The sequence below is a fragment of the Sciscionella sediminilitoris genome (assembly GCF_000737195.2).
In the GTDB taxonomy this organism is placed as follows: Bacteria; Actinomycetota; Actinomycetes; order Mycobacteriales; family Pseudonocardiaceae; genus Sciscionella; species Sciscionella sediminilitoris.
Genome location: NZ_JALM01000074.1, coordinates 26,662 through 41,613 on the forward strand (window position 1 = coordinate 26,662; position 14,952 = coordinate 41,613).

General features: G+C 70.0%; 15 protein-coding genes. 10 read left to right on the forward strand and 5 right to left on the reverse strand.

The features are described 5' to 3' along the window. The first annotated feature begins 20 nt into the window (after window positions 1-20). The 5 genes from AD72_RS25645 to AD72_RS25665 all read left to right on the forward strand — a co-directional run bounded on the left by AD72_RS25645 (window position 21) and on the right by AD72_RS25665 (window position 4,928). Window positions 21-1,316: a DUF1727 domain-containing protein gene (locus AD72_RS25645; RefSeq protein WP_082469167.1), complete on the forward strand. Its 1,296-nt coding sequence runs from the start codon at window positions 21-23 to the stop codon at window positions 1,314-1,316. Beyond that, window positions 1,313-2,119, forward strand: a complete 807-nt coding sequence (locus AD72_RS25650) for a type 1 glutamine amidotransferase (RefSeq protein ID WP_051899018.1) — start codon at window positions 1,313-1,315, stop codon at window positions 2,117-2,119. The genes AD72_RS25645 and AD72_RS25650 overlap by 4 nt, the downstream gene beginning before the upstream one ends. Before the next feature lie 49 nt (window positions 2,120-2,168). Next, window positions 2,169-3,083, forward strand: coding sequence for a LysR family transcriptional regulator (locus AD72_RS25655; protein ID WP_031469149.1), 915 nt, complete (start codon window positions 2,169-2,171; stop codon window positions 3,081-3,083). A gap of 140 nt (window positions 3,084-3,223) precedes the next feature. After that, window positions 3,224-4,414: an NAD-dependent formate dehydrogenase gene (locus AD72_RS25660; protein WP_031469150.1), complete on the forward strand. Its 1,191-nt coding sequence runs from the start codon at window positions 3,224-3,226 to the stop codon at window positions 4,412-4,414. An 85-nt stretch (window positions 4,415-4,499) separates the two neighbouring features. Next, entirely contained in the window at window positions 4,500-4,928 is a 429-nt protein-coding gene (locus AD72_RS25665) for a nitroreductase family deazaflavin-dependent oxidoreductase (RefSeq protein ID WP_031469151.1), read from the forward strand. Between the two features lie 16 nt (window positions 4,929-4,944). On the opposite strand, the gene AD72_RS25670 is transcribed toward AD72_RS25665, so the two are convergent. The 3 genes from AD72_RS25670 to AD72_RS25680 are packed head-to-tail and all read right to left on the reverse strand — an operon-like array spanning window position 4,945 to window position 8,331. Further along, window positions 4,945-5,886 (reverse strand): MBL fold metallo-hydrolase, encoded by a 942-nt coding sequence (locus tag AD72_RS25670; RefSeq protein WP_031469152.1) that lies wholly within the window; start codon window positions 5,884-5,886, stop codon window positions 4,945-4,947. Beyond that, window positions 5,883-7,331: a class I adenylate-forming enzyme family protein gene (locus AD72_RS25675; RefSeq protein WP_051899019.1), complete on the reverse strand. Its 1,449-nt coding sequence runs from the start codon at window positions 7,329-7,331 to the stop codon at window positions 5,883-5,885. The genes AD72_RS25670 and AD72_RS25675 overlap by 4 nt, the downstream gene beginning before the upstream one ends. Further along, a complete protein-coding gene (locus tag AD72_RS25680) occupies window positions 7,321-8,331 on the reverse strand; it encodes a fumarylacetoacetate hydrolase family protein (RefSeq protein WP_031469154.1) in 1,011 nt (336 codons plus the stop codon). Before AD72_RS25680 ends, AD72_RS25675 begins: the two co-directional genes overlap by 11 nt. Before the next feature lie 108 nt (window positions 8,332-8,439). On the opposite strand from AD72_RS25680, the gene AD72_RS25685 reads away from it, so the two are divergent. Beyond that, window positions 8,440-9,045 (forward strand): TetR/AcrR family transcriptional regulator, encoded by a 606-nt coding sequence (locus tag AD72_RS25685; protein WP_031469155.1) that lies wholly within the window; start codon window positions 8,440-8,442, stop codon window positions 9,043-9,045. Window positions 9,046-9,058: 13 nt separating this feature from the next. Here the strand turns inward: AD72_RS25685 and AD72_RS25690 are convergent, their stop codons facing one another. Next, the gene (locus AD72_RS25690; protein WP_031469156.1) at window positions 9,059-9,658 is read right to left on the reverse strand and encodes an O-methyltransferase; all 600 of its coding nucleotides are present in this window, start codon (window positions 9,656-9,658) and stop codon (window positions 9,059-9,061) included. Window positions 9,659-9,732: 74 nt separating this feature from the next. On the opposite strand from AD72_RS25690, the gene pepE reads away from it, so the two are divergent. Then, window positions 9,733-10,488 carry a dipeptidase PepE gene (gene pepE / locus AD72_RS25695; RefSeq protein ID WP_051899020.1) on the forward strand — a complete coding sequence of 252 codons (756 nt, stop codon included), beginning with the start codon at window positions 9,733-9,735 and terminating at the stop codon, window positions 10,486-10,488. On the opposite strand, the gene AD72_RS25700 is transcribed toward pepE, so the two are convergent. Next, window positions 10,457-11,248, reverse strand: coding sequence for an IclR family transcriptional regulator (locus AD72_RS25700; protein WP_031469158.1), 792 nt, complete (start codon window positions 11,246-11,248; stop codon window positions 10,457-10,459). The genes pepE and AD72_RS25700 overlap by 32 nt on opposite strands. A gap of 135 nt (window positions 11,249-11,383) precedes the next feature. On the opposite strand from AD72_RS25700, the gene AD72_RS25705 reads away from it, so the two are divergent. The 3 genes from AD72_RS25705 to AD72_RS25715 are packed head-to-tail and all read left to right on the forward strand — an operon-like array spanning window position 11,384 to window position 14,942. Then, on the forward strand, window positions 11,384-12,343 hold the full coding sequence (locus tag AD72_RS25705) for a DUF1177 domain-containing protein (protein WP_031469159.1): 960 nt from the start codon (window positions 11,384-11,386) through the stop codon (window positions 12,341-12,343). Continuing rightward, window positions 12,344-13,663: a purine-cytosine permease family protein gene (locus AD72_RS25710; RefSeq protein ID WP_031469160.1), complete on the forward strand. Its 1,320-nt coding sequence runs from the start codon at window positions 12,344-12,346 to the stop codon at window positions 13,661-13,663. Further along, complete coding sequence (locus AD72_RS25715) at window positions 13,656-14,942, forward strand: M20/M25/M40 family metallo-hydrolase (RefSeq protein WP_031469161.1); 1,287 nt, start codon at window positions 13,656-13,658, stop codon at window positions 14,940-14,942. The genes AD72_RS25710 and AD72_RS25715 overlap by 8 nt, the downstream gene beginning before the upstream one ends. The last annotated feature ends 10 nt before the right edge of the window (window positions 14,943-14,952 follow it).

Below are 14,952 nucleotides of genomic sequence, written 5' to 3' on the forward strand. Positions count from 1 at the left end.
CCTGCCGCCACGATGGGGCCATGACCGCAACCCTCGAGCGCGCCCACCAGACCGAGACCGGCAAACCGGGCATACGGCGCTCGTTCCGGACCCGGTTCGCGGTCGGTGCCGGGCGGCTCGTCGCCTGGCTCTCCCGGATCGCCGGGTTCGGCGGGCACGTGATCGGTGGCCGGATCGCCCTGCTGCTGCATCCCGGCTGCCTTGCCGAGCTCGCCTGCGGGCGGCGCGTCGTGCTGGTTTCCGGGACCAACGGCAAGACCACCACCACCGCGATGCTGACCGCCGCCCTGCGCGTCGAAGGCCCGGTGGCCAGCAACGACACCGGGGCCAACATGCTCGACGGGCTCACCTGGGTGCTGGCCACCGATCCGGCGCCGACCGTGGTCATCGAGATCGACGAGCTGTACCTGCCCATTGCCGTGCAACGGGTGCACCCGGTCGCGGTGGTGCTCGGCAACCTCAGCCGCGACCAGCTCGACCGGGCGGGAGAACTGCGGGACACCGCACGGCGGCTGCGTGCCCTCGCGGAGTCCTTCCCCGCCCTGACGATCGTGGCGAACTGCGACGACCCCTATGTCGCGTCCATCGCGGCCGCTTTCCCGCACGTGGTCTGGGTTTCGGTGGGTTCCGGCTGGGACGGGGACGCGGGAAACTGTCCCGCCTGCGGGCATCGGCTGGCCAGGCGGGGCTCCCTGCACTGGGCCTGTGCGCGCTGCCGGTCCCGGCGCCCGGAACCCGAGTGGCGGCTCACCGTGGAGGATTCCGGTGCGATCCTGCGGACCACCGGCGGGCAGCCGGTGCCGCTGCGGCCGGTGCTTCCCGGCCGGGTCAACGAACAGAACGCGGCGCTGGCGGTCGCCGCGGCCCAGCTGCTCGGCGCTCCGGTCGAGCGCGCGGCCGCGGCGGCGAACCGGGTGCACGACATCGCGGGCCGCTACCGGACGATCCGGACCGAACGGCACACAGCGCGGATGATCCTGGCGAAGAACCCCGCAGGCTGGGCGGCCACCCTGGAGATCCTGGCCGCGAATCCGGCCCCGGTGATCATCTCCATCAATGCCAACGAGGCGGACGGCCGGGACACCTCCTGGCTCTACGACGTGCCCTTCGAACGGCTGGCCGGGCACACGGTGCTGGCCGCCGGGGCCAGGGCCGCGGACCTCGGGGTGCGGCTGAGCTACGCCGGTATCGCGCACGGCACCGAACCCGACCCGCTCGCCGCGCTCACCGAGCTCGACCCCGGGCCGGTGTACCTGGTCAGCGATTACTCCGGATTCGCCGAGCTGCGCAGGCGCACCGAGGAGGGATTCCGGTGAGCACCGAATCGGCGGTGCGCATCGCCATGCTGTTACCGGATCTGCTCGGCACCTACGGGGACCGCGGCAACGCCACCGTGCTCGCCGCGCGGCTGCACTGGCGCGGTCTCGCCGCCGAGATCCTCGAGGTGCCGAGCGACTCACCGGTCCCCCTCGGCTGCGATATCTACCTGCTCGGTGGCGGCGAGGATGTGGCACAGGCCGAGGCGACCAGGCTGCTGCGGGCGAGCGCGTTTCCCGCGGTCGCCGGTCAGGGCAGCACCGTGTTCGCCGTCTGCGCGGGACTGCAGATCCTCGGCGGCACGACCGTGGACGCCTCGGGCGCGCACCAGGAGGGGCTCGGCCTGCTCGACCTGACCACCCGGCCCGGGCGCCACCGCTCGATCGGCGAGGTGACCGGCTGCGCGGATCCCGCCCTCGGGCTCGCCGATCCCGTGCTGACCGGTTTCGAGAACCACGCCGGGATCACCGAGCGCGGACCGGAGACCCGGCCGCTGGCGCGGGTCACCAGCGGCACCGGGAACGGCGACGGGACCGAGGGGGCGGTGCGCGGCCGGATCTTCGCCACCTACCTGCATGGGCCGGTTCTCGCGCGCAATCCCGCGCTCGCCGATCACCTGCTGCGCACCGCGACCGGGATCGAGCTGGCTCCGGTACATCTGCCGGATCTCGCCGCACTGCGCAGGGACACCGTCAGCGCGGCCAAGGGCGGCCGGCGCCGGAAAATCCGGTCCGCGCTGCTGCCCTCGGCCTGGCACACCCCCGGGGTCACGGCCGGGGATCGGCGTTCCCGGCCGCTATAGTCCGGACATGCTCATCGATCCGGTGAATCCCGGCTGACCACCGCGGCTCATGCTGTTCCGCCAACTCGAATACTTCGTCGCCCTGGCCAGGGAGCGCCATTTCGCCCGCGCCGCGCAGGCCTGCTACGTGTCCCAGCCCGCGTTGTCCGAGGCGGTGCGCAAACTGGAACAGGAACTGAAGGTCCCGCTCGTCCGGCGCGGGCACAACTTCGAGGGCCTCACCCCCGAGGGCGAGCGGCTGGTGCTGTGGGCGCGGCGCATCCTCGCCGACCACGATGCGCTCAAGCAGGAGGTCACGGCACTGCAGACCGGCCTGTCCGGCGAGCTGCGGCTCGGGGTGATCCCGGCGGCTTCCGGCACGGTCGCGCTGCTCACCGACCCGTTCTGCGCCGAACATCCCCTGGTGCGCGTGCGCCTCGAGACGAGCCTGCGCTCGGCAGAGATCGTGGACCGGGTGCGCCGGTTCGAACTGGACGCCGGGGTCATCTACGCCAGCGGCCAGGACACCACCGGTCTCACGGTCACCGCGCTCTACGAGGAGCAGCACGTCCTGCTCGCCGGCGGCGGGCTGCTGACCGGACGACCGGAGGCGATGGACTGGCCGGATGCCGTGGAGTTGCCGCTTTGCCTGCTGCACAAGGGAATGCGCGGTCGCCAGCTGATCGACGACGCGCTCGCCGCACGGGGCCTCGCGGTGACCCCGCAGATCGAGACGGACTCCGTGGTCGCCCTGCTCACCCATGTCGGCACCGGACGGTGGGCGAGCATTCTCCCGGGCAGCTGGCTGCACTCGCTGCGCCCGCCACCGGGTGCGGCACTGTTCCGGCTGGACGATCCGCCCGTTTCCGCGCTCATCGGACTGGTCACCAGTGCGGCCGAGCCGGAATCGGTACTGACCCGCGCCTTCGCCACGACCGCGCGGACCACCGGCATCGCCGAGGCGCTGCACCGCCCGCCCGGCTGAGCCTCGATCGGTGCCGCCTATCGGCTGTTCGAAACCGCGTCTTGGACAGCTCCGCGCTCTCGCACGAGACTGAAAGTAGCCGCACCGCAAGGGTTTCGCGGGTTCCGGCCGTTCCACACCGCTCGTAGCGAGGAGTCATCGTGGCCAAGGTTCTGTGTGTCCTCTATCCGGATCCGGTGACCGGGTACCCGCCGGTCTACGCCCGCGATTCGATCCCGGCACTCGGCGACTATCCGGACGGTCAGACCCAGCCCTCCCCCGCGGGCCTCGACTTCACGCCCGGTCAGCTGCTCGGCTCGGTCTCCGGAGAACTGGGACTGCGCGGATTCCTCGAAGCCCAGGGCCACGAGCTGATCGTCACCTCCGACAAGGACGGCCCCGATTCGGTGTTCGAGCGGGAACTGCCGGATGCCGATGTGGTCATCTCCCAGCCGTTCTGGCCCGCCTACCTCTCCGCCGAACGGATCGCCAAAGCGCGCAAGCTCAAGCTGGCGCTGACCGCGGGGATCGGCTCCGATCACGTGGACCTGGACGCCGCAGGGAAAGCGGGAATCACCGTCGCCGAGGTGACCTACAGCAACAGCATCAGCGTCGCCGAGCACGCGGTGCTGCAGATCCTCGCGCTCGTGCGCAATTTCCTGCCGTCGCACCACTGGGCGGCCACCGGCGGCTGGAACATCGCCGACTCTGTCGAGCGGGCCTATGACCTCGAGGGGATGGATGTCGGAGTGATCGCCGCGGGCCGCATCGGCCAGGCCGTGCTGCGCCGCCTTGCCCCGTTCGGGGTGCGCCTGCACTACTTCGACACCCATCGGCTGCCCGCCGAGCTGGAGCAACAGCTCGGGCTGACCTACCACCCGGATGCCCGCTCACTCGCCGGTTCGGTCGACGTGGTCTCCGTTCACGCCCCGCTGCATCCGCAGACCCAGCACCTCTTCGACGCCGAACTGATCGCCTCGATGCGCCGGGGTTCCTACATCGTCAACACCGCGCGCGCCGAGATCGTGGTGCGCGATGCGGTCGTCGAGGCCCTGGAATCCGGGCAGCTGGCCGGGTACGCCGGCGATGTCTGGTACCCGCAACCACCGGCCGCGAACCATCCCTGGCGGACCATGCCGCACGAGGCGATGACACCGCACGTCTCCGGGACCACCCTCTCGGCGCAGGCGCGCTATGCGGCGGGCACCCGCGAGATCCTCGAGGACTTCCTCAGCGGGCACGCCATCCGTGAGGTGTACCTGATCGTCGACGGCGGCGCGCTCGCCGGTACCGGTGCCCGCTCGTACACCGCCGACGGCAGCCCAAGCCCGGGAAGCGGCCAGACCGGGTGACCCGCCCATTGACCGCGATGTAGACATTGGATACATTCGCCGTACCGGGCGGGGTCTCGCCCGGACCCCGGCACCGGGAGAGCGAATGGCCGACCTCTACCTCGCGGTCCTGCGCACCCATCAGCGGATCTACGAGAAGACCGGCGGCGCCCTGGGGCACCGGCTGCTCGGCATGCCGACCCTGCTCCTGCGCACGCTCGGCCGCCGCTCCGGCAAGGCGCGGACCTCCGCACTGGTCTACGCGCGCGAGGGCGATGCCTATCTCGTCGTCGCCTCCAACGGCGGCGCCCGCAAAGCCCCGGCCTGGCTGCACAACCTGCGGGCCGAACCCGAATGCGAGATCCAGATCGGCCGCAGGCGCAAGCCCGCGCGCGCGGAGATCGTGTCCCGGGACGACGACCGCTATCCGGCCCTGCTCGCCAAGTGCGACGCCGTCAACCGGGACCGCTATTCGGCTTACCAGCGCCGCACCGAACGGCCCATCCCCGTCGTCGTGCTGACCCCGCACCGCTGAGCGCGCCGGCCGCCGATCAGGAGAATCCCTCCAGTTCGGCGATCCGGCGGAACACCTCGCGGGTGTCCACCCGCTCCATTCCGGGATCGAGTTCGTAGTAGACGGCGAGAATGTTCTGCGCGAGCCTGCCGCGTTCGTTGAGTTCGGCGAACCGGCCGAGCGAGATGTCCCGCATCGCGTCCTCGGCGGACATTCCCTTCCGGTGCCGTTCGACTGCCTCGGCGTGCACCCACTCGAGGTAGTCGCGAACCTCCCGCACCCCGTTCTCGTCGGTCACCGGTCCGTGCCCGGGCACGATGCGGTCCGCGTCCATGGCGAGCATCCGATCGCAGGCCGCGATCCAGTTGGTGACCGGTCCGGCCCAGCTGATCGGGGTGCCGCCGATGAACAGCAGATCCCCCGCGTACAGCACCCCCTCCCCGGGCACCAGCACCACACTGTCGCCCTCGGTGTGCGCGGGCCCGAGACAGTGCAGTTCCACCGTGGTGCCACCGATATCCAGCCGCAGCTGCTCGGTGAAGGTCCTCGTGGCGTAGGTCGGGGTGACCGAGTCGAAGTCGAACTGCCCCATGATGTGCCTGCCGAACCGGCCGATCGGGCCCTCCTGGCCGAGCACCCCGCGCATCAGCTCCGGGCCGTTGTCCGGCATCTCCGCCGCGGTCGCCGCGGAGGTGATGATCTCCGCTCCGGAGACCAGTTCGTTGCCGAACCAGTGATCCCCATTGGCGTGCGTGTTGACCACAGTGGACAGTGGATGCTCCGCGGTGATCTCCGCGAGCCCGTCCAGCATCTCCCTGGTCAGCGGCAGATCGAACAGCGTGTCCACGAGCAGGGATTCGCGTTCACCGGTGACCAGTCCGGCATTGCTCCAGCCCCAGGAACCGTCCGGCACCAGCCAGGCCCAGCAGTGTTCGGAAAGCCGGTGCAGTCCCTTGGTGTACGGGATTTCCCGGGTCATGGCGACTCCTCTGTTCGGCGTAGTTCGGCCTTGCGGATCTTGCCGACGCTGGTGCGCGGCAGGCTGGACAGGAACCGCACCTGTGCGGGCACCTTGTGGGCGGCGAGCCGTTCCCGGCACCAGGCGAGGATGTCCCGGGCGCCGGGCTCGGCTCCCGGTTCGAGCACCACGGCGAGCAGGATCGCCTCGTCGTACACCGGATCCGGGATTCCGACCGCGGCACATTCGGCCACCGCGGGGTGGTCCCCGGCGACCCGTTCGATCTCCCCGGTGGCGACGTTCTCCCCGCCGCGTTTGATCATGTCCTTCGCACGGTCCACGAAGTACAGGAACCCGTCCGCGTCCCGGTAGGCGAGGTCCCCGGTGCGCAGCAGGCCATCGCCGAACGTGGCCTTGGTGGCCGCGGGATCGCGCCAGTACCCGGCCGCGATGGTCTCGCCGGGCACCCCGCGCACCCGGATCTCGCCGGGTTGCCCGTCCGCAACGGGTGCGCCGTCCTCCCCCGCCAGCACGAGGGAAACACCGGGCAGCGGGCGGCCGATGCTGTGCCACCGCCGGTCGGCGCCGTCCGGGTTCATCGTGGGCAGCACGGTCTCGGTCATCCCGTAGATCTGCACCAGCCTGGTCGCGAACCGCCGTTCGAACGCGGCGGCCTGGTCCTCGGCGAGGTTCTGCGCGAACAGCACCGTGCGCAGCGCGGACTCCTCCCCGGTCGGCGGATTGGCCAGGATCATCCGGATCGGCGCGGCGAACAGGCTGGCGAGTGTCGCCCCGAGCCGCGCGGCCTGGGCGCCCCAGCCGGACGCGGAGAACCGGGGCGCCAGGGCCACCGAGGCACCGCGCACCAGTGCGGACATCGTGCAGTAGTACTGGGCGTTGGCATGGAACAGCGGCAGCGCGATGAACCAGCGATCCGCCGCGGTGATCGTGAGGTGTTCGGCAACCGCACGCCCGACCGCGCGGTAGTTGGCGTGGGTGACCACGACACCCTTGGGCAGACTGGTGGTGCCCGAGGTGTAGAGGATCGCGGCCGGATCCGCGGGTTCGACCCGTACCGCGGGAACGTCCGCGCCCGGCAGCGCGAGCTCCTCCGGTGACAGTGTCGGGGCGTCCAGCGCGGTGTCCGCGGCCGCGATGGAGATCCGGGGCCGCGCATCGGCGAGCACGTGCGCGAATTCCGCCGCCGTCGAGCGCGGATTCGTGGGCACCAGCACCGCACCGAGGTGCGCGGTGGCGAACCAGATGTCCAGGAATTCCTGGCCGTTGGGCAGGCTCACGTGCACCCGGTCGCCCTGCCGGACACCGTGCGCGGCCAGCCCGGCGGCGGTGGCCAGCAACCGGGCGTGCTGCTCGCCATAGGTGATCGGCGCATTGCCGTCCACCACGGCGAACACCGAGTCCGGCGGCGCCGCGGCGACCAGGGTGGCCGTCGTCTCAGTGCGCACCGGGACGCACCTCCGGCGCACCCGGGTACGCGGCCACCCCGGCCCCTTCGGGAGCCTTTTCGGGTTCGCCGACCGGATTCCGCAGTACCCCGATCCCGGACGCCTCCAGTTCCACCACATCCCCGGGGCGGATCCAGCGGTCCAGTTCCAGTCCGCAGCCACCGCCGACGGTACCCAGCGCCAGGAACTCGCCCGGATACACCGGTTCGTCCAGCGAGGCCCAGGCCAGCACCTCGGCGAAGGAGAACTGCCGGTCCGCGGTGCTGCCGGAGGCCCACTCGGCACCGTTGACCCTCGCCGACATCCGCACCGACCACTCGTCGACCTCGTCCATGGTCAGCACGCACGGCCCCATCGCGGTGCAGAAGTCCTTTCCCTTCGACGGGCCGATTCCCAGGCTCATCTCGAAGAACTGGATGTCCCGCGCGCTGACGTCGTTGAAGATCGTCACCCCGGCGATCTTGTCCGCGGCCTGTTCCGGGGTCAGGTCGCGGCCACCACCGGAGGTGAAGAAGCCGAGCTCCAGCTCGAAATCCAGCTGCGTGGTGTAGGACGGCCACAGCAGCGGTTCCTCCGGGCCGATCACCGTTTCGACGTTGGCCTTGTAGCAGATCGGCATCGCCGAGAAGGCGGGCGGCACCGCGAGTCCGGAACCGGTGGCGTGGTCGTTGTAGGTGAGATAGTCCCGGATCCGGCGCGGCCGGGGCACCGGGGCGAGCAGCCGAACCCGGTCCCGGGACGGCATCGCCGACACCCCGTCCGCGGTGAGCTCGGTGCCGCGTTCGAGCGCCGCGGCCACGGTGTCCACCGCACGCTGGGCGAGACCGCGCGCCTCGGCGCCGCCCTCGAAGAAGGCGATCATCTCGGTGGGCACCGCAGCCGCATCGGCGTCCCGCCGCACGGCCCGCAGGGTGCGCGCCGGATCCACCACCACCGCACCGTGCAGCACACCGATCCGCGGCCGCGGGGAGAACGAGGACACATAGGTGACCAGACGCACGACGCCTCCTTGGATCATGGTCCGAATTTGGATTCAAGTCCAATTCGAAGCTAGGTCACCGCGAGGTCCCCGTCAAGCCCCGGTGCCCCCGGCTGGTTGACTGGGAGCATGACCGCAGGCGCCACCGAACCCGGCAGCACCAGACGGTCGCGGCACCGCGAGGAGCGCAGCGACCGCATCTACCGTGCGGCGATCGAACTGTTCGTCGAGCGGGGTTTCGACAACGCCACCATGGACGAGATCGCCGAACGGGCCGATACCGCGCGCGCCACCGTGTTCAACCACTTCCAGCGCAAGTCCGCGTTCCTCGAGGAGTGGAGCCGCAGGCGGCGGGACCGCGCACTGACCGCGGTGCACGAGGAACGGCTCGACGGCAGGCCACTGCCCGAGATCCTGGCCCGGTACCTGGCCGAACTGGCCCGGGTCAGCGCCGATTCCCGGCAGGAGACCGTCGCCTGCATGGGTGCGGCGATCCACTCCACCAACGTGTTCGCGGATTCCGAGCTCGCACACCAGTTCAGCCAACTCATGACCCCCGCCGCGCAGGCGGGCGAGCTCCGTTCCGGAGCGGACACCGAACAGGCCGGGCTGGTGCTGGCCAGCGCCTACCTCGCCACGCTCAGCACGTGGATCGCCACCGACCCCGCACCCTTCGATCTGGAACAGCGGTTGCTCGATTCGCTCGGCATGATCCTGCACGGAACGCTTCGCTGAACGGGTGCCGCCGTCATCCGGTGTAGGTCGCCAGAATCGTGGCGCTGTCCCGGGCGACCGGAATCTGGGTGGCGCACAGTCGCGGATGCTCGAGCCAATACAGCCGGGCGGTATCGGGCCGTCCCGCATGACTGGGCGGCCAGCTCGTCAACGGCGTGAAGTCGTCGATCACCAGCACACCGCCCGGGTTCATCCAGTCCGCCGGATCGAGCGGCGGTTCCTCTCCTTTGCCCTGACCGCCGCCGTCGAGCACCAGCAGATCGAACGGGCCGGACGCGCGCAGCAGGCGCCAGTCACCGGTGCGCACCGAAATATCGGTGCCCTGGAACACTTCCCGGGCCGCGGCCGCGCGCACGGGCTCGCGTTCGACACCGGTCAGCCGCGCACCGGGATGCGCTCCGCCGGCCAGCCAGGCGAGCCCCACGCCGTATCCGGTTCCGGTCTCTCCGATGTTTCCCGGTCCGATCCCGCCGGCGAGCAGGCGCAGCAACTCGCCTTGGCCCGGGAGGCAGCAGTACGCGAATCCGGCCTCCCTCGCCCGCCCGAGCGCGGATCCGACTAGCGGCGGCAGGCCCTCGATTCCCGCATAGGCGGCGGTTCCCTGTTCGGTCATGGCGCACCCCTGCCTTCGATCCCGGCGACGGTCCGGTCGTAGTCTTCGTCCGAGCGAACGGGAGGGTATTCCACATGCGATTGCTGCTGTTGTCCAACTCCACGAACCACGGTGCCGGGCGGTTCTCGCACGCCCGCGAGGCGCTCGCGGAGCACTACGGTGGACGCACCGTTTCCTTCGTGCCGTACGCGCTCGCCGATCACGACCGGTACACCGAACTGGTGCGCGAGGGGTTCGCGGCGGCGGGTGTCGAGGTGCGCCCGGTGCACCGGAGCGCGGATCCGGCCGCCGAACTGCGCGCCGCGGAGGCGGTGTTCATCGGCGGTGGCAACTCGTTCCGGCTGCTGCGCACGATGCAGCGGCTCGGGCTGCTCGACGCGATCCGTTCCGCGGTACGCGGTGGGGCGCCCTACGGCGGGGCGAGCGCAGGAACGAACATGGCCTGCCCGAGCCTGCGCACCACCAACGATATGCCGATCGTGACACCGGACGGGTTCGAAACCCTTGGCCTGATCGGATTCCAGATCAACCCGCACTACCTGGATCCGGTCGGCGGCTCCACGCACATGGGCGAGACGCGCGAGCAGCGCCTCGCGGAATTCCACGAGGAGAACGACGTTCCGGTGCTCGGCCTGCGCGAGGGCACCTGGCTGCGGGTGAACGGCGAGTCGATCACCCTGCACGGCGGCGCGGCCCGGCTGTTCCGGCGCGGAACCGAACCGGAGGAACACCGGGACGGGACGGATCTGTCCTTCCTGGCCGGGGTCGAGTCCACTTTCGACATCCGGGACCGACCCCTCAGCGGCCGCGATGGGTCAGCCGCAGGCTGATCCGCTCACTGGCCGAGCGCAGCGCGTCCACCCAGTCGCTCGGGTGCTCACCGAGGCGCTCCTTCGGCCAGCCGACGCTGAGGCTGGCATACGGTTCCTCGCGCAGGAAAACTGGAACGGCGAGGGTGGCGACCCCCTCGTCGTACTCGCCCTCGGTGTAGGCCCAGCCCCGCGCGCGCACCTCGGCGAACTGGCGCTCCAGCTGACCGAGATCGGTGGCGGTGTTCGCGGTGAACCGGGCAAGCGGGCGGTCGGTGAACAGCCTTTTGCGCTGCGCGAAGGGAAGGAACGCGTAATAGGCCTTGCTGGTGGCACCCGCGTGCGCCGGATAGAGCTCGTTCACCATCGGATAGTCCCGCAGCCGTCCGTGCTCCCCCTCCGCGACGAGCACGGTGCGCATGTGCGCGCTGTCCGGGAGCGCGAACAGGATGTTCTGCCCGGTGAACGCGGCCAGCTCGTCCAGCACCGGCTGGGCGAGCAGGCCGAGCGCCCCGACCTGGTCCCAGACCCGCCCGAGATACAGCGCGGCCGGGCCGATCCGGTAGCGGCGGCTGGAGTCGTCGCGCACCAGGAATCCGCGGTGGGTGAGCGCGGCCAGCAGGCGCTGTGCGGTCGAGGTGTGCAGGCCGAACGCGCGGGAGATCTCGGTGACGCCCCATTCCGGGCTCTCCCGGTCGAAGGCGAGCAGGATGCGCAGCGCCCGGTCCACGGTCTGCGGAAGCCCCGCGGGGGTGCTCGGGTCGGTTCGAAAATCGAGCATGCCCCCATTTTGCATATAGTGGGACATTCTTGTCCGGTTCGCCCCCATCGGTGCACCGTGGTGCGGGGATCGCGGAGAGGGCCACAAGCCTGCGCGAAAGTACTGTCACGGTCAGAAGTTTCGAGGTATTACCGCATGCTCAAGTTCGTCCTCGACGTGCTGGATCGGCTGGACGATCCACGGGTCGACGGTGCCGCCATGGTGTCCTATCTGGACGGTATCGCCGGTGAGAGTGGTCTGACGCACACCGAACGGGTGCACGGCGGGCAGGGGCACACCGATTTCGTCCAGGTACGGATCCCGGGCACCGCGGGCCGCGCCGCCGGCGGGGAGGCGCCCACGCTCGGCGTGATCGGGCGCCTCGGCGGGGTCGGCGCCCGGCCCGAGGTGACCGGTTTCGTCTCCGATGGGGACGGTGCCGCCGCTGCCTTCTCCGCGGCAGCCAAACTGCTCGCCATGCGGGCCCGCGGTGACGTGCTCACCGGCGATGTGCTGATCAGCACGCACGTCTGCCCGGACGCGCCGACCCTGGCGCACGATCCGGTGCCGTTCATGAACTCTCCGGTGGACATGGCCACCATGAACGAGCACGAGGTCTCCGCCGAGATGGAGGCGGTGCTCTCCATCGACACCACCAAGGGCAACCGGATCATCAACCACAAGGGGCTCGCACTCTCCCCCACCGTCAAGCAGGGCTGGGTGCTGCGCGTCTCCGAGCGGCTGAACGGCCTGCTCGAGACGGTGACCGGGGAGCCGAGCGTGACCTATCCGGTGACCATGCAGGACATCACCCCGTACGGCAACGGGGTGCACCACATCAACTCCATCCTGCAGCCCGCGACGGCCACCGAGGCACCGGTCGCCGGGCTGGCGATCGTGTCCGCGGCCACGGTGGCCGGTTGCGCCACCGGAGCGAGCCACGAGACCGATATCGCCGCCGCGGCACGGTATGCGGTGGAGGTCGCGCGGGAATTCGGTGCGGGCACACTGAATTTCCACGACGAGCAGGAGTTCGCCACGCTGCTGGCCCGGTACGGATCCATGCGCCGCCTGCAGACCATGGGCGAGCCGCAACCCAGCGAAGCGACGGCATAGATGGCCACCCAGACCAAACGGCTCGGCAACGACGACCACTCGCTGCGCCGCGTGCCCCGCTCGGCCCGGTACGGCTTCGGCTCGATGCTGTTGCAGTGGCTCGGCCAGTCCGGATCGCTCTCCCAGTTCGTGCTCGGCGCCACCCTCGGCGTGGGAATGGGATTCTGGCAGGCATTCCTCGCGTTCACCCTCGGCGCGGTGACCCTCGAGGTGGTGATCTTCTTCATCGGCCTCGCCGGTCAGCGCGAGGGACTCACCATGACCATCCTGACCCGGTTCGCCGGTTTCGGGCGCAACGGATCCGCTCTGGTCTCGCTGATGATCGCGGTCAGCATGATCGGCTGGTTCGGCGTGCAGAACGGGATCTTCGGCAACAGCATGGTCGAGCTGGTGGGCGGTCCCGTGTGGCTGTGGTGCGCGCTTTCCGGTGTGGTGCTCACCGTCCTGGTGATCTACGGCTTCAAATACATGATGTGGCTGGCGAAGATCGCGGTTCCGCTGTTCTTCGCCCTGGTCGCCTGGAGTGTGATCAGCACGCTTTCCCAGCACGACATCGGGGAACTGATCGCGAAACAGCCGAGTGGGCCGCTGCTGTCCATCCCGGCGGCGGCCACGATCGTCGCGGGCGGGTTCATGGCGGGCGCCATCGTGGCCCCGGACATGACCCGGTACAACTCCAAGGGCTGGCACGTGCTGCTGCAGAGCTCGTGCACGATGATCGTCAGCGAGTACCTGGTCGGCATGACCGGTGTGCTGCTCGGTCACCTGGTGGGCACCAGCGATGTGTCCCACATCGTGCTGTCCACCTCCGGCATCGTCGGCCTGATCGTGGTCATCCTGTCCACGGCGAAGATCAACGACTGGAACCTCTACGGTGCCTCGCTCGGCGTGGTGAACTTCGTGTACACGGTGTTCGGTAAGCGCATGCACCGGGCGAGCGTCACCCTGGTGATCGGGGTGCTCGGCACGGTGCTGTCCGCGCTGGGATTCCTGGACCACTTCAAGTCGTTCCTGTCCATCCTGGGTGTGGCGATCCCACCGGTCGGCGGGATCATCGTCGCCGAATACTGGGTGGGGCGCCGGATGCGCGGGGCGCTGGACGAGACGAGGGCGAGCGAGACCATGCCGCGGGTGGTGCCGACCTGGGTGCCCGTGGTCCTGGTGATCTGGGCGGCCAGCTTCTGCGTCGGGTTCTTCGTGGACTGGGGTATCCCGGTGCTCAACTCGCTGGTGACCGCGTTCGTGCTGTACGTTCTCGCCTCGCTGACCGGTCTGGTGCGCCCGTGGGGAACGTCCGAAATGGAGGAACACGTTGACTGACGCCGAATCCGAGGTCGTGGACCTGTGCCGGGATCTGCTGCGGATCGACAGCTCCAACCCGACGAGCGATGAGCGCGCCACCGCCGAATACGTCGCGGAAAAGCTCGCCGATGCGGGCATCGAACCGGAGATCGTGGAAAGCGAACCGGGCCGGGCCAGCGTGTTCGGCCGCATCGAGGGCAGGGATCCGGGCCGTGGCGCGCTGCTGCTGCACGGGCACCTCGATGTCGTTCCCGCCGACCCGGCCGAATGGACGGTGCACCCGTTCTCCGGGGAGATCCGCGAGGACTGCCTGTGGGGGCGCGGCGCGATCGACATGAAGGACTTCGACGCGGTCACCCTCGCCACCGCGAGGGAACTGGCCCGCACCGGGGAGAAACCCGCGCGGGACATCGTGTTCGGCTACCTCGCCGATGAGGAGGGCGGCGGGCGCTTGGGGTCGCACTGGCTGGTGCGCAACCGCCCGGACCTGTTCGACGGGGTGACCGAGGCGATCACCGAGGGCGGTGGGGTCTCCTTCGAACTCGGCGAGGGCAAGCGGCTGTACCCCATCGAATGCGCCCAGCGGGGGCAGGCCTGGCTGCGGCTGATCGCCACCGGCCGCGCGGGCCACGGTTCCTCGCCGAACGACGAGAACGCGGTCACCGATCTCGCGGAATCCCTGGCCCGCATCGGCAGGCACCGGTTCCCGGTCCGGCTGATCGAACCGGTCCGGGTGCTGCTGGAGAAGGCCGCGGAACTGCTCGGCGTGGAGTTCGACGCGGACGATGTGCCCGCGAGCCTGGAGCGGATGCCACAGGTGGCCCCGCTGGTGGAGGTGATCCTGCGGAACTCCGCCAATCCCACCATGATCGAGGGCGGATACCAGACGAACGTGATCCCCGGAACCGCCAGCGCCGCAGTGGACGGACGCTTCCTGCCCGGGGGCGAACAGGAACTGCTGGACACCATCGACTCGCTGCTGCTGCCCTCGGTGCGCCGGGAGTTCATCCACCGCGATGTGGCCATGGAGACCGAGTTCACCGGTGATCTGGTGGACGCCATGTGCGCGGCGATCCAGCAGGAGGACCCGGAAGGGCACCCGGCGCCGTACTGCAATGCGGGCGGCACCGACAACAAGGCGATGGCCACGATCGGCATCAAGGGCTTCGGTTTCAAGGCCCTGCGGGTTCCCCCGGAACTGCCCTATTCGCGCATGTTCCACGGGGTGGACGAGCGCATTCCGCTGGAATCGCTGCGGTTCGCCACCCGTGTGTTCGGCCGCCTGGTCCGCGGCTGAGCCCCGCCGC

Coding starts and splice junctions, on each gene's coding strand:
- AD72_RS25645 (WP_082469167.1), top strand. CDS start 21: ATGACCGCAACCCTCGAGCGCGCCCACCAGACCGAGACCGGCAAACCG.
- AD72_RS25655 (WP_031469149.1), top strand. CDS start 2,169: ATGCTGTTCCGCCAACTCGAATACTTCGTCGCCCTGGCCAGGGAGCGC.
- AD72_RS25665 (WP_031469151.1), top strand. CDS start 4,500: ATGGCCGACCTCTACCTCGCGGTCCTGCGCACCCATCAGCGGATCTAC.
- AD72_RS25670 (WP_031469152.1), bottom strand. CDS start 5,886: ATGACCCGGGAAATCCCGTACACCAAGGGACTGCACCGGCTTTCCGAA.
- AD72_RS25685 (WP_031469155.1), top strand. CDS start 8,440: ATGACCGCAGGCGCCACCGAACCCGGCAGCACCAGACGGTCGCGGCAC.
- AD72_RS25690 (WP_031469156.1), bottom strand. CDS start 9,658: ATGACCGAACAGGGAACCGCCGCCTATGCGGGAATCGAGGGCCTGCCG.
- pepE (WP_051899020.1), top strand. CDS start 9,733: ATGCGATTGCTGCTGTTGTCCAACTCCACGAACCACGGTGCCGGGCGG.
- AD72_RS25700 (WP_031469158.1), bottom strand. CDS start 11,248: ATGCTCGATTTTCGAACCGACCCGAGCACCCCCGCGGGGCTTCCGCAG.
- AD72_RS25705 (WP_031469159.1), top strand. CDS start 11,384: ATGCTCAAGTTCGTCCTCGACGTGCTGGATCGGCTGGACGATCCACGG.
- AD72_RS25710 (WP_031469160.1), top strand. CDS start 12,344: ATGGCCACCCAGACCAAACGGCTCGGCAACGACGACCACTCGCTGCGC.